Raw genomic sequence first — 23,496 nt, forward strand, 5'->3', positions numbered from 1 at the left:
CGGCTCCCTTTGCAGACAAAGGGAAACCGGCTTCTCTCCATGTACGGACTTATTTACGTACATTGCGAACCATTTTATAAAATCCCGGAACCGGCTTGTAGCCGAGCTTCCGGTTGATCGCCAGCATCGGGGCGTTCAACGAATCGTTGTGGGTGCGGATGTACCGGTAACCCCGCTGCCGAGCGACCTCAATCGAACGCCGCTTCAAGGCTGTCGCTACGCCTCGGGAGCGGTAATCCCGGTCAACGCAGGTGTACTCGTTGTACAGGCTTTGCGTAGCGGGTATTGCGATCAGCTCCACCGCTCCGACCGGCCGGAGACCGTCCAACGCGAGCAGAACGAGCGACGGATCGAAGTCCTTCCGGTCTACCGCCCATTTGCGCCATTCGCTGTACCACATGAACTCCCCTTCCGCCCCGGGAATATCAGGATTGGTTTGCCGGTACAGCTCATACAAGGCACGCTCCGCTTCCTCCCCCGGAAGCTCCGCCAACGTTGCAAATCGAATCCCGTTCTCCGCCGAAACGGCAGTCACAGCCGCTGCCGCAGACTCAGCCTCGTCGAAAGAATAACGCTCCAGCTCGATCAACGACTCGAAACGGTGCCGCTCCACCGCAAAGCCCCTTACCTCGGCGAATCGCAAGGAATCCGGCTCGCTGTCGCGCACATCGTAGACGACACAATCTGCACCAGCCTTCTGCACATACGCTTCCAGCGTCTCGTAGATCGCGCCGCCTATTCCGGAGCGTCTTTTGGCCGGGTCGACGATAATATTGCAGAACAGCGTACCTGCGGGCGACCATGGCGCCCGCCATGCAATGCCATAGCCGGCAATTTGACCTTTGCCGTCCAGGGCGACATAGCGGATGCGGTCATGCCCTGCAAGCCGCCCGTCGTCGTCACGGCTCAACGAGCCTATGAGCGGAATATTCGCATCCTCTTCCTGCAGCCGTTCCACCGTCATCGGCTCGGAATAATGCAGACTCATCAATCGGGCAACACCCTCGTAGTCGTCCGGTACCTTCATCGTTCGAATGACAAAGCTCATCTTCCTTCCCCCTTCAGTTCTTCCTTTTCTTTACATTACCACGAGCTGAAGGGGTTTGGTTCGGAGAAAACAATTATATCGGGAGTTTACTCGCTGCCCGACGTCCTGATGTCCTGAAGTCCTGACATGACGTCCTAAAACTATGCCGTCTTATATTCACCATTCATGCAACCATTACAAAATATGAATTAAACAAGCCTGCGGCGTCCGGCCCGCTATCAGCCGGCCCTGATCGACGTATCCCTCTTCTCGTCCGTCGAGCTCTCCGATCAATCGCTCTCTCCATAGCGCGATCCTCTCCTCCCGCCCGGGTTGAGCGGCCAAATTGACGAGCTCCTGCGGGTCGCTGCTCAAGTCGAACAGCTGCTCCTCCCCGGACTGGGAGTACCAAATATATTTCTCGCGCCCGTTCGTCACGTAATGATTGGACAGCGCTCCGAAGGCATGCTCCCCATGAATGTATTCGCGCCATCGCCCTGCCGTCTCCTTACGGCACAGCGGCAGCAGGCTGCTCCCGTCGACGGATTCCGGAACCGGAGCTCCGGCTGCATCGAGCAGCGTCGGCATAATGTCGCGCAGCTCGACCACCTCATCGACGACCGCCCCCTTCCGGAAACCGAGGCTTCCGCTCGGATCGTAGACGAGGAACGGGATCTTCGCGCTGCCTTCATAAGGGAGCGCTTTGCGATAGAAATGATGGTCGCCGATCATTTCGCCGTGATCGGAAGTGAAGGCGATCAGCGTGTTGCGGAGAACGCCGTATTCCTGAAGCGCGTTCAAGAGCCTTCCGATCTGGTCATCAATATGGGTGATCAGGGCATAATAGGCGGCCCTCGCCCGGTTCAGCCTGCGTGCCGGTACTTCACCGAATATCGTCGTCGGGTCGCTGGACCCGCTGCCTCCTCCCATCCGCTCCACCCAATCGCCCACAGGCGGATCGGGCATCTCCAGGTCCTTGTACATATCGAAGTAGGCCTGTGGCGGGTCAAGCGGAGAGTGTGGCCGCACGAAGGACGTCCACAGGAAAAACGGCTTGCCCGGATCCCGCCTCCGCAGGAAATCAATCGACTGGGATACCGTCCAGTTCGTCGGATGCATATGCTCCGGCAAATGCCATGGCCGCGTAACCGTCGATGCGTTGCAATCCAAGCCGAGATCGGTAATATCGTGGTGCGCCCCTGCCGTCTCCCTAAGCCAGCGCAAATAATCGTCGCATTCGTCGAACTGCTGATTGGCTAACGTGCTGTGCTTGTCGCGGTAATAATGGAAATAACCGTCATGAAGCACGACGTTATGAAATCCGCACAAGCTGCGTGTCGGGTACACGTGCATCTTCCCGACGCATTGCGTGTGATACCCCGCCTTTGCAAGCTCGCCAGGCAGCGTGTGCTCATAATTCCATGGCACACGATCCTGATACCCGACCCGGCCATGCGAACGCTGGCTCATGCCGGTAAAAATAGCCGCCCTCGCCGGTATGCACGTCGGAGTCGCCGCATAGGCGCTTCGGAATAGCACGCCAGATCGGGCCAGGCTATCCAGATTCGGGGTCTCGACAATCGGATGGTCCATTACGCTGAGACAATCCCACCTCATCTGATCAACCGTAATGAGCAAAATATTAGGGCGCTGCTGCTGCAATCGAAATCGCTCCTTTCCTCTCCTGAACATGAGGAAGCAAGCCATAGAGCCTGCCTCCCCGGAGTGTCGGCCGTTTTATTTTTTAAGCTTTTTCCATTCCTCGTTCGCCTGCTTCTCGATCTGCTGTCCGCCCTGCTGATAATATTTTTGCACGAATTCATCATGCTTCTCAACAGGCCAGACGCCGGTAATAATCTTGATGAGATATTCCGGCCACAGCTTGGATTCGAGGTCCGGATAATCCAGCTCCGCCTGCACCGTTCTCCACAGCTGGTTAGGGATGACATGCTTCCCGGCCAGCTCAAGCGCCGAACGGACATCCGGCGTCGTCCAGCGCCGGTCAATAATGAACACCATCCGCACCGGGTTCGAATATCCGCGCTTATACAGATCGGCATAGCTGACCTTTTGCGTAATCGTATTGCTGGCCTTATCGTAGGTGAAGTCTTTGCCTTCAATCCCGTACGTAATGTAGTTGAAGCCGCCGTTCTCGCCATCCGTAGCCATCCATTCAAGGAATTGGAACAGCTTCTCCGGATTTTGCGCCTTGGCCGACAAGGCACGAAGGGGAGCCGATGCGGCTGCATTCGTTTCCGGGAACCCTTGCTTTCCGCCCGGGCCCTTCGGCGGCGCAATCAGAGCGAGCTTCGCTGATGGGGTTGCCTTAGCCAGCGAGCCTGCAACCGGATTCGCCTGCGGGTTGATCAAATAGCCGTCGTCTTCCCAGACGCCGATCTTGGAGCCGACCACTTTTTCCTCCAGCTGCTTTCTTTCCGTGACCGGGAAGTCGGGATCGATCAGCCCTTCCTTGTACCACTGCTGAAGGACGGCGAGCGCCTGCTTCGTTTCCGGCAGCACCATCCCTTTCTTGATTTGGCCGCCGCTCTCCATCCAATGGGTCGGTGCAATGCCGAACGCACCGAAGATGGAGCGGAATTGCGTCAGCTGCGCCTGGCTCGTCTGGATCGTCTTCGTGGCGCCGAAGCCGACCGTGTCGTTTTTGCCGTTTTTGTCCGGGTCCTGGGTGACGAACGCCTTCAGCACGTCGTGCAGCTCGTCAACCGTTGTCGGCTGCTTCAGCTTCAAATTGTCGAGCCAATCCTGCCGGACCAGGACGGAGGTAACGCTCGGCGTGTTGAAGGCTTCCGGCCGCGTTCCGTTCGGAACCGCATAAATTTTGCCGTTGTAGGTCACCTGATCCCAGTAAGCCTTCGGAATCGATTGAACCAGATTCGGCGTTTTCTTCAAATACTCGTCGATCGGCTTCACGAGCCCCTGCTCGATGAACCGGGACAGCGTCTTCGCATCAATATCGAAATAATCCGGCAGCTCGCCTGAGGATGCAAGCAGGTTCAGCTTGGTCGTATATTCGTCTCCCGTCGCTATGGTCACCTTATAATCGACGCCTTTAACGCCTGACTTCTCCAGCGCTTTAATAATTTCCTGCTTGGCTTCGCCGCCATCGGCGGGATATTCCGGGAAGCCGCCGTTGCGGAGAAATTGAAACGTAACCGGCTTTTCGCCTTTGGCCGCTGCGGAATCCGTTTTCCCCCCCGCAGGTTCATTGCCGCTGCAGGCAGCCAAAGCCAGTGTGAGAGCCGGAATACTGGCGAAGACAAGCAAAGCTTTCATTTTTTTCATCGAAAGACCTCCCCTAAAAATTGCCGTTTGAAATGGTACGAGCTACGATTTTACCGAACCCAGCATGACGCCCTTCGTAAAATACCGCTGCAGGAACGGATACACGGCTACAATAGGCAAAATGGACACCATAATGGTGGCGGCGATAACCGACTCCGTCGTCGTATCGTCGAGCTGGCCCAATTGTTGAGCGATCTCCTGTCCGGCAACGATTTGTCTTAAGAGAAGCGGCAGCGTCGTGAGAGACTGGTCGTTCAAATAAATCATCGATTGAAAGAAATTGTTCCACAGCGAGACGGCGACCCATAAGGCTAAGGTGGCCAGCACCGGCTTGCACAGAGGCAGAATGATCGATACATAAATCCGGATCGGGTTCGCCCCGTCCATCATGGCCGACTCTTCGATTTCCTCGGGAATCGCCCGGATAAAGTTCAGCATAATGATCATGTTGAAGCCTGAAGACAAATTCAGCGCAATAACCGCCCATAGCGAATTTAGTAAGCCCAATTGCTTGACGACCATATAGGTCGGGATTAATCCGCCGCTAAAAATCATCGTAAACACGATAAGCAGCAGAAACATATTTTTCATCGGCAGCGTCCGTTTGGCCAAGGCATAGGCAGCGCTGGAAGTCACTAGCAAATGCAGCAGCGTGCCTGCAATCGTAATGAAGATGGTATTGCCGTATGCGACCCATATATAGACCGAATCCAAAATATGGGTGTACGCCGTCCATGTGAACTCTCTCGGCCACAGAAACAGTCCGCCCCGCATCGCCTCGTCCCGAGAACTTAACGATAACGAGATTTCTCTCCATAACGGATACAGGGATATGACACTCAGCAGAATGAGAAACGCTGCATTTCCCGCATCGAACAATCTGGATGCAAAGCTTTTTTTCATAAGCACCTCACCATATTCCTCGTTCTCCCATTTTTCTGGCAGCCGCGTTGGTCATCAGCAGCAGGATCAAGCCCACTACCGATTGGAACAATCCGGCTGCGGTCGCAAACGAGTAGCGTCCCATCGTAATGCCGACCCGGTAGACGTAAGTATCAAGCACATCCGCCACATCAAAAACAAGCGGGTTATACAGCACGAAGATTTGGTCGAAGCCGACATGCAAAATTTGCCCGGTTCGCAAAATAAGCATGATGACGATCGTGTTGGCAATCGATGGAATCGTAATGTGCCTCACAAGCTGAAGCCGGTTGGCCCCGTCTATTCTGGCCGCTTCATAGAGCTCCGGATTAATGCCGGTTATCGCCGCCAAATATATGATCGTTCCCCAGCCGACCTCCTTCCACATTTCCGTCAGCACCAGCATGCCGCGAAACTTCTCCGGGTCCATGAGCGGAGATGTCGTCCATCCTAGTATTCCGGTCACGCCCGTATTGTTCGAGAACAGGGACACCAGAATGCCTCCCAGAATGACCCAGGACAAAAAGTGCGGAAAATAAACAATCGTCTGGACTACCCTTTTAAACGTTGCCTGATACACTTCATTAAGCAGCAGTGCGAGCACAATCGGCGCCGGAAAATTGAACAGCAATTTGTAAAAGCTGATAAGGACTGTATTCCTGAGCGCAGTCCAAAAGTCCGGTGAATCGAACAAAATGCGAAACCATTTCAGCCCCGCCCACGGGCTGCCCGTAATTCCGTCCAGCAGCCGGAAGTCCTTGAAAGCGATTGCAACTCCGGCCATCGGCCAGTAATGGAACAACAGAAAATAAAGAAGCCCCGGCAAAAGCAGAACGAAATAATATTTGTGCTTGCGGAGCTCGTTCCAGCTGTGGCGAAGGCCAAGACGCGTCCGGTTCCGTTTGGTTTCGCGCATAACGGCGGCTTCATGCATAGCGACGTTCCTCCTTTTCGTCAAATGGTGGTTTGTTTACGGTTCCATCATACAACGGGGCAGGAGGCTGCCGTAAATGTCCAGTCTTTGATTCGGATGGAGAGAAAAGCGCGAAACTGCCGGTATATCATAAACTCAACATGTCGCGTCAAAAAGGCTACATCCACTGCTTCCGGTATTCCCCGGGCGTCGTTCCTTCGTATTTTTTGAAAAAGCGGATGAACGTATGAACATCGTTGTAGCCGATCGCCTCGCTGATCTGATGCAGCGATTGCGTGGAATCGACTAGAAGCTGCTTGCCCTGCTCCAGCCGGTATTCGGTTAAATATTCCAGCGGAGGCTTCCCGACCTCGGCTTTGAACAGGCGGCTCAAGTGCCCGCTGCTGATGCCGATGGACGCCGCAATGTCGGAAATCGATATATTATCCGTATATTTTTCTTCAATAAAGGTCAACGCCTTGCGGATATAAGGACTGATTTGGCGCTGCTCACGCACCGATTCCAAGTAATCCATCACCGATTTCAGCTGATTGCTGATGAAGGTTTGCAATTCCACACTGTTGCCGCTCGTCTGCAGGTTCAGCAGCCCCGCTTCGTCGATCAGCGGACCGATGTCGTAGCCCTCCTGGGCCAGCGAGCTCATGATGTGGCTCATCAGCATGACGATCATCTGCTGCAGCTTCGGCAGAGGGTATCGGCTGTTATGGATATACCGGTGGAACAAATCGGATATCAGCTCCTCCGCCTGCTCCCGGTTTCCCGTCATCAGCGAATTCAGCAGCAGCTTCTGATATGAAGCCGGATATTCGAATTGCTGAGGCTCGTTCGATTCGTTCGCGTAAAAGATGCCGGAATGCGACAGGAACGCTTTGTAGGCCATGACGCGTCTCGCCTGCTCGTAAGCCTCGTGCACGCGGTGAAGCGGCCGGACGCCTCCGATGCAAAAGTGCATCGACACATCGAGATGCTCCCGCGCCTTCGCGACGATTTCCTGGCAGCAAGCTTCCAGCTCCTGGATCGTCGCCTCTTGAAGCTCGCTAGAAGCCGTATTCAGCAAAAATGCATACTGGACCTTCCCGAGAACGGTCCCCGCCGACTTGAAGCGGGAGTTCAGCAGCTCCTCGGCCAAGCTGTACAAGACCAGGTTGTACCGGGATTCGTTGTCCCTATCTGCGGTTCGCAGCTCGCCGGAAATCACGACGACAATGAAATGGGGATGCTCGAAAGGAACTCCCCATTCCGCAAACCGGTCGAGCACCGTCCGATCGCCCTCCGGATGCGCATGATGGAACAAGTCTCGCACAAGATGGTCCCGAAGCACCGGCTCGTTGTGCCGGATCGTATCGATCAGATTGTGGATGGCGTGATCCACGACCGCATACACATCGCCTTTGGAGGCATCGAACGTCTTCAGCACGTAGCCCTGCAGCCGTTCCTCCACCCGCTTCCACGGGCCGTACAGGATGGATGCGAACAAATAAGCCATCCCGATGCCGAGCGAGAGCACGCCGGCGAAGATGAGGGACACCTTCAGCAGAAGCTGCCGCATTTGGCCGCTGTACACCTCGTACGGGGTGAGATGGAGCAGAGTCCAGCCGTTGGCGGAGCTTTTGCTCGCCGTTATGAAATATTTGTCCGCACCGCGCCCGATGACATCCGTTCGCGCCTGTCCGGGCTGAAGCTCGCTCGCGATCCGCTCGGCGTCGAGACCTTCAACCTTCTCCGATGCAAGCCGGTTTTGCGGATCGAGCACAACCATATTGCCTTGGCTGTTAGGCGATAAATGCTCAATCGTCTGCAAGAACGCATCCTTGCGGAAATTGATGTACAACACGCCTAGCGGCGTCTGCTCCGTTACGGGAACGACTCTGACGAATGTAAGCACATCCAGATCGACCTCATTCGGCCCCGTGCTCTCCTGCAGCTTTCGGATACCGGTCCATAAATCGTAATGATCCAGGCCGAACCGTTTCATTTCATCCATAAAGGCGGCATCGTAAAAATCGGAAGCCTTATACAATCCTTCATTCGTAGTAAGGACCTTATTGTTTTGCAGAACGTGAATGTACAAGGACTGAAACAGCGAGCTGTAGGAGGTCCAGCCTCTCAGCAGCTCCTTAATGACGAACAAGTCATAAGCGGACTGCTCGAACGGGCGGTTCAGCATTCCGGCGATGGACGGATTTAATGAGACTTGCAGCGCGATCTGGTCCGTATTTTCGAAGAAAAGCTCCACATTGCGCGAAACACGGTCCAAATTATTGCTGGAAGCGCTTTCTATTGACTCCTTAACATTGCTTGAATAGCCGTACATATAAACGCCCAGAAATAAACAGGTTGGAACCAAAATCGTTATAAGAAACAGCGCGAGATGCTTGCGGAACACATTTTTGCGAAAAAGTCCATTCGATTTCTTCATATATGAATCCCCCTTTGAAGCCTTCCCTTACCCATCTAGCGTATCTTGCTTGTTCGCAAATGTCCAGACATAGCGCATATGAAAAAAAGAAGCGGTCCGGATGCTGCCGCAGTTACCGGCTCCAGACCGCTTTATATGCATATCGGCCCCAGATGCTCTTGGCCGTTTGTTACTTACCATTCTGTCCTGCAAAACCTTCGCCCTCCGCATACACCAAGGCGGGACATCTTCAGGTTGGTTGGACCGGACATGGATTTTCGCCGCTCGATAGGTCAGTTATTTCCTGCGCTTGCCCGATTTTGCATTCGCTTTTTCATTCGATTTTGCATTCGATCTTTCAGTGGCCTTTGCATCGCGGCGGTTCCCCTGATCGGAGTCTCCCGCTCTGCCCTTCCCGTTATGCTTCGCTGCCGTTGAAGCCGTCTTTGCGCTTCCGGCATCACGCAAGCCGGAGGCTGCGCGCTCCTCGCGCTTCCTCAGAGCCTCATCGTAATTGCCTTCATACCGCATCAACGCCCCCTTTTCCAGCCAATAGGTTACGGGAAACAGCTTGTTCAGCAAATAGCGGTCATGCGAAACGCAAATGATCGTTCCCGCAAACGAAGCCAGCGTATCCTCCAGCGCTTCCCGCGCATCGATATCCAGGTGGTTGGTCGGTTCGTCGAGCACCAGCACGTTCAGCTCCTGATGCATCAGCTGCGCAAGCCGGAGCCGCATCCGCTCTCCTCCGCTCAAGCTTTTCACCTTCCGAAATACGGAGGCTCCGTAGAACAGAAACCGGGCGAGCAGGTGTCGTGCCTCACCTTCCTCTACCAATACGGCGTCGCGGAAAGCCTCCACTATCGTCATCTCCTCATCCTGAAACCAATCCAGCTGAGCCAAATATCCAATCTTCACGTTGCTGCCGATCTTCACCATGCCTTCGGTCGGCATCATTTCCCCGGTAATAAGCCGCAGCAGCGTCGATTTCCCGCTTCCATTCCCCCCGACGACGGCGACCGCTTCCGTGTAGCGCACAAGCATATCCACGCCGGAATACAGCGTTCTTTGGCCGCCGCCAGGAGCTTGCACTCCGGTATCGCCATCATTACCGCCATTCGGCGCGTCGAAGGTGACCCCTACGTTTTCCATCACTACGACGTCCTTGGCGCTGCGCTCGTTCACTTCGAACGAGAGCCCCATCTTTTTTCGTTCCAGAACCGGTTTATTGAGCTTCTCCATCCGATCCAGCGCCTTTTGCATTGCTGCGGCACGCTTGAACATACCCGGATTGTCGGCCTGCGCCGCCCAGATCCGAAGCCGCTTGATCGCTTCCTCCATCTTTTTGATCTTCTTCTGCTGCTCCTTGAACGCAGCGAATTCCAGCAGAAGAAGACGCTCCTTCTCAGCGACGAAGTAGGTATAGTTGCCATGATAGATGTCAACCGAGCCGCCTTCGATATCGAATATTTTATTCACCACGCGGTCCAGGAAATAACGGTCGTGCGAGACAATCATGACGCTGCCCCGGTAGCCTGATAAATAAGCTTCGAGCCACTCCACCGCATGCAGATCCAAATGGTTGGTCGGTTCGTCCAGCAGCAGCAGGTCCGGCCGGAGCAGCAAGATGCGCCCCAGGCACACCTTCGTCCGTTCTCCGCCGCTCAAGCTGCTGAACGGCTGCTGCAGCAGATGGGCAATGCCGAGCCCGTTAGCGACCCGGGACAAATTCGACTCCATCTCGTAGCCGCCCTTTTCCATAAAGAGGTCCTGCAGCTCGCCGTAGCTCTTGAGCGCCTTCTCCATCTCGTCAGGCTGCGCCATTTTCGCCTCCAGCTCGGCCAGCCGCTCCTGTATGCCAAGCAGGTCGGCGAACGCTTCCTGCAGCACTTCCATCACCGTAGCCGTCGGGCCATAGTCGGGAATTTGCGCGAGTATTTCCACACGGCTTCCCTTTTTATAATGAATCGCTCCCGCGTCCGCAGGCTCAGCACCCGCCAGCAGCTTCAGCAGCGTCGTCTTGCCGCAGCCGTTAGGTCCAACCATGCCGACGCGGTCCCCTTCGTGAATTTCCAGCGACAGATCTTGAAATACGGGCGTTCCGCCCCAGGTTTTCCCAATTTTATCCACAGCACATAGTAACATCTATATCACGCTCACATTCGGTAAATTTTAGGGTTTATAAGGCTATAGGCGCACGAAAAAAGCCACAGGCAAAAGGCAACCTTTTACCCGTGGCTTTTCTTACGTCAGCCGATATCCATTCGGACACGAAACCGGCTATCATGCCATAGCATGAAGCAGGCCGTTCGCGGTCCGAAGTCAGTGGGTCAAAATGTTGCAGTCGCCGTAAAAGGACACACTTCTCCCGTTCACCGCAGAACGGAATACAATCGTAGTAATATGCACCCAATATTGAGTCATTTGACTACGTTCAGCGACTTGCAACATATTGACACCCCCTTTACCGAATCAAGAATAAATAGCTACATAAAATCATACCACATGGAAATTGATTCCGCAAATCCCGGCAACAGATTTGGGCTTACGCCCACACGGATTAACTGCTTCTCAAATAATTGATTTGCTCAAGAAGCAGTTTGGCAAAGCCGGCGTCGATCTTCTTGCCGGACTGCGCATTCACTTCGTTTTCCAGCGCCTTCAAGCCGTTCAGCTTCGTGTCGGTCGCTGATTCCTTGCGGATTTCATCGACTTTGGACAGCAGGCTGTTAACGATGCCATGGTTTGTAATCCATCCTTTATCGCTGCCCAACTGGATCATGTCATCCAAGTGATCGACGTCTATCGTCACCGTAAGGGTAAAGCTCCGCTCCGTCATATTCCCCACCCCATCGGTCGCCGACACCTGGATCGTATGGTCTCCCAGAGCAAGGGCGAGGGGTTCTATGGCAATCGGATGGTTCACAGCTTTGCCGTCCAGCTTGTAAACGGCATTCGTAACGCCGCTAAGCGGATCCGATACTTGGAAACGGATTGACGCCGCATCCGTCTGGTACACGGCAAGCGATACGGTCGGTGTAATAACCGGACCGGCCGTATCGATCTTCACCTCGGCCGTCTTGACCACTTCACGGTTGCCGGCCCGATCTTCACTGTAGTAGTCGATCTTGTGCACTCCGTCTGCGCTGAGCTCAACCGTCTGACCTTCCGCCAGTGCTCCGTTGTCCACACGGTACAGCGTACGGGCAACGCCGCTTCCATGGTCGGTCGCGGTCAGCTTCACCGTTTGCGCAGCTTGCTGCCAGCCTGCTTTGGCATCGTCGGATGTCACCGGAGCGACCGTGTCCTTGAAGGTGACAGCGTGCGTTTTTCCGATCGATCCGGCGGTATGGACGACCACCTTGATCGTAGGGGACGTCTGGATAACCTCGATGGTGCTGTCTTGGCTGACGATAGAGGTAAATTCCTGTTTATCCAGCTCTATCGTGATGTCGCCTTGCTTCTGTGTCGGGTCCGAGACGGCCAGCGTCAGCTCCCCGTTCGCTTCCTTCACCATGACGGAAGCAGGGCTCGAGGCGGTCACGAAATCAACAGTGCCGGCTTTCCAGAAATTAGCTGCGGTAATGCCCAGCTTCGTTTCCTTAACAGCATGTGCATCCGGCGTATTGCTCAAGACGTCAATAGTCGGGTTCGCGCTATACTGTGCAGTCGCTTGCGCATCCTTACCCGGCAGCAGAACGTAAGAATACGAACCGTCCGCAGGATTCGTCCCGTGCTCGAACGCCAGGCTCATATAATTCCTGGTGACCGGAGTGGCGCTGCCTCCGGTATTAATGTCCTTCCATGCGCCGGTTCTCGCTTCGCGAAGGCCCAGCAAAGCTGAAGGCTTCGGGAAATAATAGCCGATACCGGTGTTCGGCACATTGCCCTCCAAGTGCGCCCATGTCACGTTCTCCATCGTTTCCGACCAGCCAAGCGTATTCGGCTTTGTGGTGCCGTTGACTGTCAGCGCGTTATTACCGCTGTCGTTCAGCTTCCGGTTTTCGACGATCGTCTCCACGTTCTTGTTATCCGAGCTTGAGATGCCGGAACCGAGAGCCACGATCTCGTCGTCGAACGAGAACCACGACTTTTTGCCCTGCAGCGTGCTGCCCGTGCTTTTGTCGAGGGCGAACTCCATCCCGGCGGCGCCGTAAAGCCCGTCGATGGAAGAGCCGCCTACCCAGGTCCGCGAGTTCAAATAAGACGCCCAATCTTTCGGAGTCTTGTAAATGCCGTCGGTCGTCGTTCCCGCCAGACGGTACGAATCGACGGTCGGCCAATAATCGTTACGGTATTGATTGAGATCGTCGTTGTACAGGGAGGTCATGCCGATCCCCGTATACCAGCCCTTCGAATTTTCGCCGTTGCCGTACTCGAAGGCGCTAATCCGGTCGGAGAACATGCTGATAGCAAGACCGAAGCCCGGCCGCAGATGCACGACACGGTCCATGCCGGCGAACACCTGATGCTTGACCAGCTCCCCGCGAGGCGCAATCGAGTCGTCGGCCAGCAGCTTTTTGACCAGATTCATCTCATAGATCGCAAGCCCGTCAATATAATTAGAGGTCGTCGTGTCGGTGCGAATCCATTCCTTGACCATTTGTTTAATGGCCAGCTTCTTATCGGCAGGTGCGCTTTCCGCAAGACGCAGAATCGTCATAATGACGCCTCTCGCGCTGCCCGCCGTCTGACGGGATATGCCTCTTCCATTCACCATGTCCATCATTTGTCCCTTATAGATGACCGGCTCGAACGAATCCGGCACCCAATCGAATACGTTGTTCACATTCGGATCGGTCACAGGCCATGGAGAGCCGTTTAACAGCAGCAGCATATCCGCAGCCCGGTTCAGCCATACCGACCCGTAGCCGCCGGTATAGGCGATGTTCGAATGCTGGACGAGCGAGCCGTCCTCGAATACGCCGTCCCCTTTGGTCGTGTAAATAAACTCCGGTCCCATCGCATCGCGTCCCTGCACGATCTTGGCGCTCAGCTTACCGATCACCCCGCGCAGGCTGACGACGAACGCTTTATCGAGCAGGTTCGCCCCCGTCTCCTGGACGCCGTTAATCGTCCGCGTCTTCGGCGTCGGCACGAAACGGTCGATCGGCTTGATGTATTTGGCAATCTGCTCCGGCGTCAGCTCGTCGTACATCAGCACGAGGATGTCGTTCAAAATTTGCGGCGTGCCGATCTCCCAATCCCACCAGTTGCCGTATTCGGTTTTTCTCTCGTTATACCGGTTGTCGTACATCCAATCCAGCCCGCCGATGATGTCGTTACGCAGCGATTCATTATGGTACAGTGAGGAGCCCTGGATGGAGTAGGCCTGCGCCATCGTCCGCAGCGCGCCGTATGCAGTAGAAATTTCCGCCGAGTTCGTCGTGCTGATCAAGTCGCTCCACAAATACGTGCGTCCCGGCGATTTGTCCATCGTATCCCAGCGGCCCGTACGCTCCGCATTCGTCACCTTGCCGGCAAGCGCCGTCAAATAGGCGGCGATATCGGCATCCGACGTGTCCGGCCGGTCTCCGCCGACCAGCTTGCTGTACCAGGTGCGACGCAGCTCGTCGTAGTATTGCATCGTCTCCGGCGATTCGACGCTCACCTGGCATTCGGCCGTGAGCCTGCCGTCTTTCGTCGTCGCTTTGATAACAGCCGTCCCATATGCTTTTCCCGTCACGATTCCCCCGTCTACGGCCGCCACCTCCGGATTGGAGGAGGTCCACACGACGGTTTTATCCAGCGCGTCTGCAGGCGTGTAGACCGGCTTCAGCGTAACAGACTGATCCTTTCCAATAGAGATAGCGTTTTGTTCGAACGCAAGCCCAGTCAAGCCGTCCCATTTCTCCAGCGACACCTCGTCAAACCACACTCTCCCTGTTCCCGTTTCGAAGAACGGTTCGATCTTCAGCTTGCTTACCCCGGCCGGAACGGTCATGAACACTTCGCGCAGCGTCCAATCGTTCGTTCCCGACAGTTTAGCCGTTGCCGGTCCGTCCCCGACTTTTTTGCCGGCGCTGTCCAAATATTGCGTGCGGGCAAAGACGCCGCCTGCCGTCACCGCGTTGTCGGTTTTGATCCAAATGCCGAGCTTGTACCGCTGCCCCGCTGTAACCGGGACCGTAATATTCAGCGCCGTTCGGCTCGACGCGTCGTGATCGATGCGAACCGATTTGCCCCCCGCGCGCGCCACAGCCGTGTCCACCGTTAACTTGCCGCTGCCGCTTGCAAACCATTCGGCCCATCCGCCGGTCGGCTCGATATTGCCCGTCCATTTATTGCGCGTCGTCGTTGTTGTCGTCTCGAAGCCGCCGTTCGGAATCAGATTCGCCTGCTCCTCCTCCGCTGCGTTGACAGCGTTTACATAAAATGGAACATCCGTTACTGCTGGGAGCGTGCCGAATAACACAGCACATGCCGCGATAACCGCCGCTTGTTTACGCAAATAAATTCACTCCTTTTAAATTTGAATAACGGGTCTAGCCTCTACGGCTTTACCCGCCGATGCCAACCACTATAAGGATTCAGCCGCATTCTGTACACTGACGATTTTTCATATCCACTGATTTCTTTTCTACCTGGCCCCCAATCTTACGAAAATACAGACCACCGGAAAAGGTGGAAGTTCCTTTTTACGCCGGAGCAAGCTACACTGTGAACTATAGTTACCGGATTCAATCAGGAAACGGGAACACGAATTGCATATGAAAAAGGAGGCGCTTTCATTGGATAAAAAAATGAAACAAGCAAGCACGGTCATGCTCGTATCCGCACTCTCCGTTTCTCTAGCCGCCTGCAGCGGAAGCAATGCACCTGCCGCTCCGCAGGCAGGCAGCGAGTCGCAGCCGCAGAAGCTGACGAATCTCACCTATTGGGTAGCTAACCATTCCGCAGCCGCTTCACAAATGAAGACGTACGCCGAAATGGAAATGTACAAAGAGCTGGAGAAAATAACGGGAGTTAAGGTCGAATTCCAGCATCCTCCCCTCGACGCCCAGCAGCAAAAAGAACAGTTCAACCTGATGCTCGCCTCCACCCAGCTGCCGGACGTCATCGAATACGGCTGGACCGGCTACCCGGGCGGCCCGGAGAAAGCGATCCAGGATAACAAAATCATCAAGCTGAACGATCTGATCGACAAATATGCCCCGAATTTGAAAAAGCTTCTGAACGACCATCCGGACTGGAAGAAGCAGATTATGACCGATGAGGGCAGCATTTATTCCTTCCCCTTCCTTCGCGGGGGCGAGAAGGTTCGGGTGTTTTTCGGTCCGGGCATCCGTCAAGATTGGCTGGACAAAGTCGGCATGAAAACCCCGACGACCATCGATGAATGGTACGCCGTACTGAAGGCATTCAAGGAAAAGGACCCGAACGGCAACGGCAAGGCGGACGAAATCCCGTTCTACATCGACAAAGCGATGATCGGCGTCGACGCACCGTTTCTTGGTGCATGGGGCATCAACTACAGCTACTACCAGGACGGGGGCAAGGTGAAGTACGGCCCGATCCAGCCGGAGTACAAGGAATTCCTCGTTACGATGAACAAATGGTACAAGGAAGGGCTGCTCGACAAAGATTTCGCTGCGCCTAACGACAAGCTGTACGACAATAAAATGACGACCAACCTGATGGGCGCATCGGTCTTCTATAACGGCGGCGGCATTGGCAAATACGCCAACCTGATGAAGGACAAGGATCCGAGCTTCAAGCTCGTGGCTGCGCCTTATCCGGTATTGAAGGCAGGCGATAAATCGATCTGGGGACAAAAGGATTTCGCAGCAAACGGCGTCGGCGCCGCCATCACGACAAGCAACAAGAATCCGATCGAAACAGTCAAATGGCTGGATTATGCCTACGGCGAAAAAGGCGATCTGCTGTTCAACTACGGTAAAGAAGGCGTCAGCTACAAAATGGAGAACGGCCAGGCCGTCTTCCTGCCGGAAGTGCTCAACCCGCCGAGCGGCGTCAGCCTTCAGCAGTCGTTCGCCAAGCATAACCGCTCGACCTGGAGCGCGCCGTTCGTCATGAGCGACAACTTCCAAATGCAGTACCTCGCCCTGCCGACGCAAAAAGACGCGCTCGAGATCTGGTCCAAGCCGACGGCCGAACGCAAAATGCCGCTGGTGACGCCGACGAAGGACGAGTCGAGCAAGTATGCTTCGATTATGACGGACATTGAAACGTACCGCGACGAGATGCTCCTGAAGTTCATCATGGGCGCCGAGCCGCTTGACAACTTTGACAAATACGTCAAAAAAATTCAAACCATGGGCATCGAAGATGCGATCAAAATCCAACAGGCCGCGCTCGAACGCTACAACAAACGCTAATTAATGATGAAAGAACTGGGAGATGATTCGGTTCATCTCCCAGCTTTCGTATATCGATACGCAGAAGAAAGGCAGGGATACACGATGGCGCAAAGCTCCGGCAGTATCGAAGTGTTGACCGAGAACAACCGAAAAACGTATCAAGACCCTACCCTCTGGCGGACGATTCGCACCGATGTGAGACGGCATTGGGCGATTTACTTGATGGCTCTTCCCGTTATCGCTTATTACATCATTTTTCATTACGGGCCGATGTACGGCTTGCAGATCGCATTCAAAGACTTTTCGCCTGCCAAAGGCATCTGGGGCAGCCCCTGGATCGGCTTCAAGCATTTCGAGAGCTTTTTTAACGGCATCTATTTCTGGCGCCTCCTCAAAAACACCGTGCTGATCAATCTGTACGAGCTGATATTCGGCTTTCCGGCGGCAATCATCTTGGCGCTCCTGCTCAACGAGATCCGCAACAGCATGTTCAAGCGGGTCGTGCAGACAATTTCGTACTTGCCGCATTTTATTTCCATCGTCGTCGTTGCCGGCATGATGGTCGACTTCCTCGGCCGTACCGGTCTCATCAATCAAATTCTCGAATCGTTCGGCATCGAAGCGATTGATTTTCTGAAAGAAGCAGGCTGGTTCCGCTTCCTGTTCGTCTCCTCGGGCATTTGGCAGGGGATCGGCTGGGGATCGATCATCTACTTGGCGGCCATCGCCACCATCGACCCGACGTTGTACGAAGCCGCACGGATGGACGGCGCGAGCCGCTGGAAGCAGACGCTGCACATTACGATTCCGGGTATTATGCCGACGATCGTCATTCTGTTCATCCTGAACATGGGCAATATGCTGACGGTCGGCAGCGAGAAAGTGCTGCTCTTGTACAATCCGCTCACCTATGAAACGGCGGACGTCATTTCGACCTATGTGTACCGCAAAGGGGTTCTGGAGGCGAGCTACAGCTTCACGGCTGCGGTCGGCCTGTTCAACTCCGTCGTCAGCTTCATCCTGATCGTCTCGGCCAACAGCATCAGCAAGCGGCTCAGCGAGAACAAACTGTGGTAGGAGGGCACGATTATGAAACTAACTGCCGGTGAAAGATCGTTCGGCTATGTCAACACCGTCCTGATGATCGGCCTTTGCGTCGTCACGCTGTATCCGTTTCTGTACGTCTTGTTCGCCTCGCTCAGCAACGCCACGTCGTTTCTTCAGCACCGTGGGCTGCTGCTTGCTCCGGTAGGCCTGGATTTCGGCGCTTACAAGGCCGTATTCGATAATCCGATGATTGCCAAAGGCTATCAGAACACGCTGCTTTATGTCACACTCGGCACATCGATCAACCTTGTCATGACGGCGATCGGCGCTTACGTGCTGTCCCGGACGGGCTTGTTTTTCAAGAACATCCTCATGTTTTTCATCGTCGTCACGATGGTATTCCACGGCGGCTTGATTCCGACCTACCTGCTTGTCAACGACCTCGGCATGATGAACTCGATGTGGGCGCTCATTATTCCGGGTGCAATCAATACGTTCAATATGATTATCATGCGAACCGCGTTCCAGGGCGTTCCGGTCAGCCTGGAGGAATCGGCTCGTATGGACGGCGCGAACGACTGGACGATCTTGTTCCGCATCATTATTCCGCTGTCGATGCCGGTCATCGCCGTCATGATCCTCTGGTATGCCGTCGGGCATTGGAATTCGTATTTCAGCGCCCTCGTCTATTTGCGCAATCGCGAGGCTTACCCGCTGCAGCTCGTCCTCCGGGAAATTCTGATCGCGAACAATACCGATTCGATGATGACGGGAGCCGCCAGCGACGACAAATACGCCATCGGGGAAACGATCAAATATGCTACGATCATCGTTTCGACGCTGCCGATCATTTGCCTGTATCCGTTCCTGCAAAAGTATTTCGTCAAAGGCGTCATGATCGGCGCGATCAAGGAATAGCGGTCCCTAGACGGCATTCCGTCTAGGACGTCAGCACCTTTTTTGCCTACCCGTTTTACGTCTGTTGCAGGTTCGGGTTATAATATGCAGACAAGTCAAAGAGAAATGGGCGTGACGAATGTGAAATTACCGCTGCGCTGGCTTCGGGTCGGCAGCCGCAAAAGCGCGCTGACGACCATGATCGTCTCCAACCTGTTCATTCTTTTGATACCGCTTTCTATGGGGCTGTTTCTGTATGCCAAGGTCGAGCAGAGCCTGGAGAAAAGCGCGAATCGCTCCAACACGGCGATGCTTGAGCAGCTGCAGCTGTCGCTCGATACTAAGCTCGCGGAAGTGGACAATTTGATGCGGCAGGTCGTGCTCAACCCGAAGCTCGATTACTTGCTGAAAATTCCGGCCGATGCAGACAGCGTCGACAAATACCGTCTGGTCGAATTTATGAAGGATAACATGAACCGGTATCGCAGCATGGTCAGCAGCTTCATTTTTGACTATTACGTCTATTTCGCCAGCAGCGATACGATCGTCAATGCGGATTTTTTGACCGATTCCAGGACGTTTTACGACAATACGTATCAGTTTCAAAATATGACCTATGACAAATGGATGAAAGAGCTGCTATCCGCACCGCACAAGATGGCGTACATGCCCGTCACTGCACTGGAGAGCAATCCCTCTTCCGCCGCCGGCACCGAATACATCCCGGACGATGTGGTCATCTATGCCCAATCGCTTCCGCTCCGTTCGCAAACCGATATTCTCGGCAATTTTATCGTTCTGATCGATGTGAGCCATATTAAGCAGCAATTTGCGCAGCTCGAGGCTGCGAGCCAAAGCTCTATCTATATCGTCGACCATACAGGAAGAACGATTATGAGCACGAGCGACACCCCGCTCCCCGGCGACCTTATGCAGCGGATCGAGCAAAATACCGGACCGTTCGATTATCAAATCGGCGGTGTCAATCAACTGGTGTCGTTCACCTCCTCGCAAAAGGCTGGCTGGAAGTACGTGTCCGTGACACCAAGCGACGTGTTCATGAAGCAGGTGCATCAAATCCAGAACTGGTCGATCGGCCTGCTCCTGCTGTGCCTGATTGCCGGTTTGCCCGCCGTCTTTGCCATGGCCTACCGAAATTACAAGCCTCTGCAAAAAACGGTGAACGCCATTATGCGCGGCAAAGACATGATCGGCCGTCCCGCGTCCAACGAATATGAATTTATTCGCGAAACCATCGAAGGCTCGATTCATGAAGAGAAAAACTTGCGCAGCCTGCTGGCCCAGCAGACGCCGGTCATCCGGGCCAATTACTTGTCCCGTCTCGTGCGGGGCTATATGGATGTGAACGTCTCGGCGGACAGCGAGGAGACGTTGAAGTTTATGGAGCTCACGTTCGTAAGCGATCGTTTTGCCGTCCTGCTGGTCCAAATCGAGGACATCAGCCGGTTTTCCGATCAGGAATCCGAGCAGCAGTGGGCGCTGGTCCGCTTTATCGTATCGAATATCGGGGTCGAATTGGCGCAAAGGCACCATCAAGGCTTTGCCGTCGAGCTGGACCGTGATCGTCTGGCGTTCCTTATCAATCTGGATAAGGAACGAGTTCATCGTGCGGATGCCGATGTGCGGGACATCGCCGATTCGCTCAACAGCGTCATTACGCACCGTTTCCGCATCGACATTACCGTGGCCGCAGGGGCTCTTCACCAAGGGGCGGGAGCCATCCGCGACTCTTATCCCGAGGCATTGGCCGCGCTTGAATATAGGATCATCAAAGGAAAAAATGCCGTCATTCATTTCCAGGATATCGCCGATGCCAAGCAGCATTACTACTACCCGCTGGATATCGAAAGCCAGCTCATCAATTTCGTGCGCAGCGGCGACAGCGACAGTGTAGGAAAGCTGCTCGATACGATCTATGCGATGAATTTCGATTCCACCCACATGACGCCGGATTTGGGCAAATGCTTGTTTTTCAATGTGACGAGCACGCTGCTAAAGGTCATCAACTCCACGAACACCAATCAGGACGAAGTGTTGGGAGCGGATTTCGATCCGATCAAGGAAATATTCAGCCATCCGACAGTGGAAGGCATGCACCGGAAGACGAAGGAGCTGTTCGAGACGCTTACGCGCTCGTTCAAGGTCGAGCGATCCGATCACAGCTCGCAGCTGTTCCACGACATCGTGAGCATGGTCGAGCGGGATCTGCATGATCCGAACCTTGGCCTTGCGTTAATCGCCGACCGTTTCGGCATGACGCCGCAATATATTTCCACCTTCTTCAAAAAGCATCAGGGGCAAAATCTGCTCGATTACATGACGCGCAAGCGAATCGATAAAGCGAAACGCCTGATGGAAAGCAGGGAGCTGACGAACGCCCACATCGCCCAGCAGGTCGGCTATACGAACGACGTCGTGTTTATCCGCGCATTCAAAAAGCTCGAAGGCATTACGCCGGGCAAATATCGCGATACGATCACGCCGGACAAAACCGGCTCCGATTCGTAAAGGGGCAGCCTTGCGTGAGGCTGCCCTTATCTGTCAAGGGAATGGGTACTTGGAACACATTGTGAGTGCTTAGTCGATCATTGGCCGTATGCCGTAAGGTAGATACTACTCCCGGATACCCAAGCGATGCGCCTATGGAAAGCTGCCCATCGGACTTGGAGGCCGACGATCGGACAGGAAATCCGTTATTCCCTAGAAAGCTGCTGCTTTCGGAGTGTGATCGGACTTAGGGTCCGTTATTTGCTGATTTTACCAATAAAAGCAGCAGCTTTTGGTGATATAACGGATCTACGGTCCGAAGATCCCCATGGGCATACTGCATCCATTGTAGGCTTTACTACGAAAGCTCTCAGCCTTTGAATCGTGAGAATCTGAAAAGAATAAGTTTTTTCAGAGGCTTCAAAGAGGTGACGTAACTCCTCCGAGCCCCCCCACCTTGATAATTCTGCGGGTCTTGCCGGTGGGGTACCTCCCTCCAACTGCTATTGTTTCCAGAATTTTTTAATGTATCTTTTCTAGCGGTACTTTACTGAAAACCAAAGGCGGTTGCTTACGCTCCTTCCGGGAGATGCCCAGCCTTCCCCATTTTGGGTAACCCGGGTTTCTTAAAAGACGGAGCTGCCTTTGGAAAACAGGCATCCTAAGCAGAAACCCCCTGCATTTCGCGGGAACCGGGCTTCTCAACGAAACAAGGCAGCCTCGCGCGAGGCTGCCTTGCATCTTTTCTACATTCCCGCCTTCTCGGCTGTAATTGTACTCGCTTCTTCCCGCTCCGGCCGTCCTGTTTCCTTCTCCTTTTCTTTGAAAAACAGCTTCATCATCGGCGGCGTCACAATGGTCGTAATAAGAACGACGACGACGATAACCGCAAACATATCGCTGCTTAACAGCTTCGACTCCAATCCCATAGCCGCGATGATCAGGGCGACCTCTCCCCGCGATACCATGGCGGCGCCGATGCCGAGCGAGCTTCTCCACGGAAAACCTGCCAGCTTGGCGCCAATCGCCGAGCCAATAAGCTTGCTTGCAATAGCCAGCACGCTTAATGCGGCGATCAATCCGAGGTTTTGCCCAATCCCGCTGAATTCGGCGGTGACCCCGATGGAGGTGAAAAAGACGGGCACGAAGATCGAGTAGCCGATCGTCTCGACTTTTTCAAACACTTCCTGCTTAAACGGCGTCACACTGATTGCCACGCCCGCGATGTAAGCCCCTATAATAGCGGCTACTCCGGTATATTCCGCGATATAAGCGTAAACGAAGCAAATGATGAGCGCGGCGGAGATGACCGTCTCCGATACACGCAGCTTTGCGAATTTTTTCAGCACCCAAGGGACGACTTTCCATGCGAGCAGAATAGCGACTGCGAAGAACGCGGCCTTTTTCACAAGCACCGTACCCAGATGCACATCGCCTCCGGCGAAAGACATGACAAACGCCAACGCGATTATAACGAGGATGTCGTCTATGACGGCCGCTCCCAATATCGTAGTCCCTTCCCTGGACTTCAGCTTCCCCATCTCCTTCAGTGCCTGCACGGATATGCTGACGCTGGTGGCGGACAGCAGCAGTCCGAGGAAAATCGATTGAATCGACGGAAGCCCCATGACATTGCCGGCCAGGAATCCGAGCGTGAACGGCACGATGATTCCAAGAATACCGACATAACTCGAAGCTTTCCCCGTTCGTTTGAATTCCTCAGTATCGGTCTCGAGACCCGCGATGAACATAAGCAAAATGACCCCGATTTGACTGATTTCGCCAAGCACCTCCGTATTCGTAACAATACCGAGCACCGACGGACCGAGCACGATCCCGATCAGCAGTTTGCCGAGCACGGACGGCTGCCCGAGCTTGACGCTGATGTCTCCGGCGATTTTGGACGCAAGAAGTATGATGGCTAATTGAAATACGAGCATGAAATCTCCCCCTCACCTTTGTTTCATTCATTTAGAAAGGATGCTTATTTTTTGTAAAAAACATGCAAAAAAGAGCCTGTAAACCACAACCGCTCCGCTATGAAGACATAGCAAGGCCGTGGTGACAGGCTCCTCCAAACATGCACGATATCCAGTTCTACTTCTTAATACGGTCAAGAGCGTTTATGGTTTCATCTTTA

At 54.2% G+C, this 23,496-nt stretch carries 14 protein-coding genes; 4 read left to right on the forward strand and 10 right to left on the reverse strand.

Going from position 1 to position 23,496, the window contains the following annotated elements; all coding sequences use genetic code 11:
• Nucleotides 1–49 precede the first annotated feature (49 nt).
• The 9 genes from DVH26_RS30800 to DVH26_RS30835 form a co-directional block, all read right to left on the reverse strand.
• Entirely contained in the window at nt 50–1,048 is a 999-nt protein-coding gene (locus tag DVH26_RS30800) for a GNAT family N-acetyltransferase (protein ID WP_239628975.1), read from the reverse strand.
• 174 nt (nt 1,049–1,222) lie between these two features.
• Complete coding sequence (locus DVH26_RS30805) at nt 1,223–2,644, reverse strand: arylsulfatase (RefSeq protein WP_239635546.1); 1,422 nt, start codon at nt 2,642–2,644, stop codon at nt 1,223–1,225.
• Nucleotides 2,645–2,764: 120 nt separating this feature from the next.
• Nucleotides 2,765–4,330, reverse strand: coding sequence for an extracellular solute-binding protein (locus DVH26_RS30810; RefSeq protein ID WP_239628978.1), 1,566 nt, complete (start codon nt 4,328–4,330; stop codon nt 2,765–2,767).
• Between the two features lie 42 nt (nt 4,331–4,372).
• On the reverse strand, nt 4,373–5,233 hold the full coding sequence (locus DVH26_RS30815) for a carbohydrate ABC transporter permease (protein WP_239628980.1): 861 nt from the start codon (nt 5,231–5,233) through the stop codon (nt 4,373–4,375).
• A gap of 7 nt (nt 5,234–5,240) precedes the next feature.
• Nucleotides 5,241–6,185, reverse strand: coding sequence for an ABC transporter permease (locus DVH26_RS30820; protein WP_239628983.1), 945 nt, complete (start codon nt 6,183–6,185; stop codon nt 5,241–5,243).
• A gap of 157 nt (nt 6,186–6,342) precedes the next feature.
• Nucleotides 6,343–8,604 (reverse strand): helix-turn-helix domain-containing protein, encoded by a 2,262-nt coding sequence (locus tag DVH26_RS30825; protein ID WP_239628985.1) that lies wholly within the window; start codon nt 8,602–8,604, stop codon nt 6,343–6,345.
• A gap of 276 nt (nt 8,605–8,880) precedes the next feature.
• Nucleotides 8,881–10,713 (reverse strand): ribosomal protection-like ABC-F family protein, encoded by a 1,833-nt coding sequence (gene abc-f, locus DVH26_RS30830; protein ID WP_239628988.1) that lies wholly within the window; start codon nt 10,711–10,713, stop codon nt 8,881–8,883.
• A gap of 192 nt (nt 10,714–10,905) precedes the next feature.
• Entirely contained in the window at nt 10,906–11,034 is a 129-nt protein-coding gene (locus DVH26_RS37130) for a hypothetical protein (protein ID WP_275590433.1), read from the reverse strand.
• Between the two features lie 109 nt (nt 11,035–11,143).
• Entirely contained in the window at nt 11,144–15,034 is a 3,891-nt protein-coding gene (locus tag DVH26_RS30835) for a polysaccharide lyase family 8 super-sandwich domain-containing protein (RefSeq protein ID WP_239628991.1), read from the reverse strand.
• 259 nt (nt 15,035–15,293) lie between these two features.
• Here DVH26_RS30835 and DVH26_RS30840 point away from each other — a divergent pair, with 259 nt between their 5' ends.
• The 4 genes from DVH26_RS30840 to DVH26_RS30855 all read left to right on the forward strand — a co-directional run bounded on the left by DVH26_RS30840 (nt 15,294) and on the right by DVH26_RS30855 (nt 21,377).
• Nucleotides 15,294–16,922, forward strand: a complete 1,629-nt coding sequence (locus DVH26_RS30840) for a type 2 periplasmic-binding domain-containing protein (RefSeq protein ID WP_481857561.1) — start codon at nt 15,294–15,296, stop codon at nt 16,920–16,922.
• An 84-nt stretch (nt 16,923–17,006) separates the two neighbouring features.
• Nucleotides 17,007–17,981 (forward strand): ABC transporter permease, encoded by a 975-nt coding sequence (locus DVH26_RS30845; RefSeq protein WP_239628993.1) that lies wholly within the window; start codon nt 17,007–17,009, stop codon nt 17,979–17,981.
• A gap of 12 nt (nt 17,982–17,993) precedes the next feature.
• Entirely contained in the window at nt 17,994–18,869 is an 876-nt protein-coding gene (locus DVH26_RS30850; protein WP_239628995.1) for a carbohydrate ABC transporter permease, read from the forward strand.
• A gap of 84 nt (nt 18,870–18,953) precedes the next feature.
• Entirely contained in the window at nt 18,954–21,377 is a 2,424-nt protein-coding gene (locus tag DVH26_RS30855; protein WP_239628997.1) for a helix-turn-helix domain-containing protein, read from the forward strand.
• A gap of 725 nt (nt 21,378–22,102) precedes the next feature.
• Here the strand turns inward: DVH26_RS30855 and DVH26_RS30860 are convergent.
• Nucleotides 22,103–23,296: a cation:proton antiporter gene (locus tag DVH26_RS30860; RefSeq protein ID WP_239629000.1), complete on the reverse strand. Its 1,194-nt coding sequence runs from the start codon at nt 23,294–23,296 to the stop codon at nt 22,103–22,105.
• Nucleotides 23,297–23,496 lie beyond the last annotated feature (200 nt).

The sequence above is a fragment of the Paenibacillus sp. H1-7 genome (assembly GCF_022354825.1).
GTDB lineage: Bacteria > Bacillota > Bacilli > Paenibacillales > NBRC-103111 > Paenibacillus_S.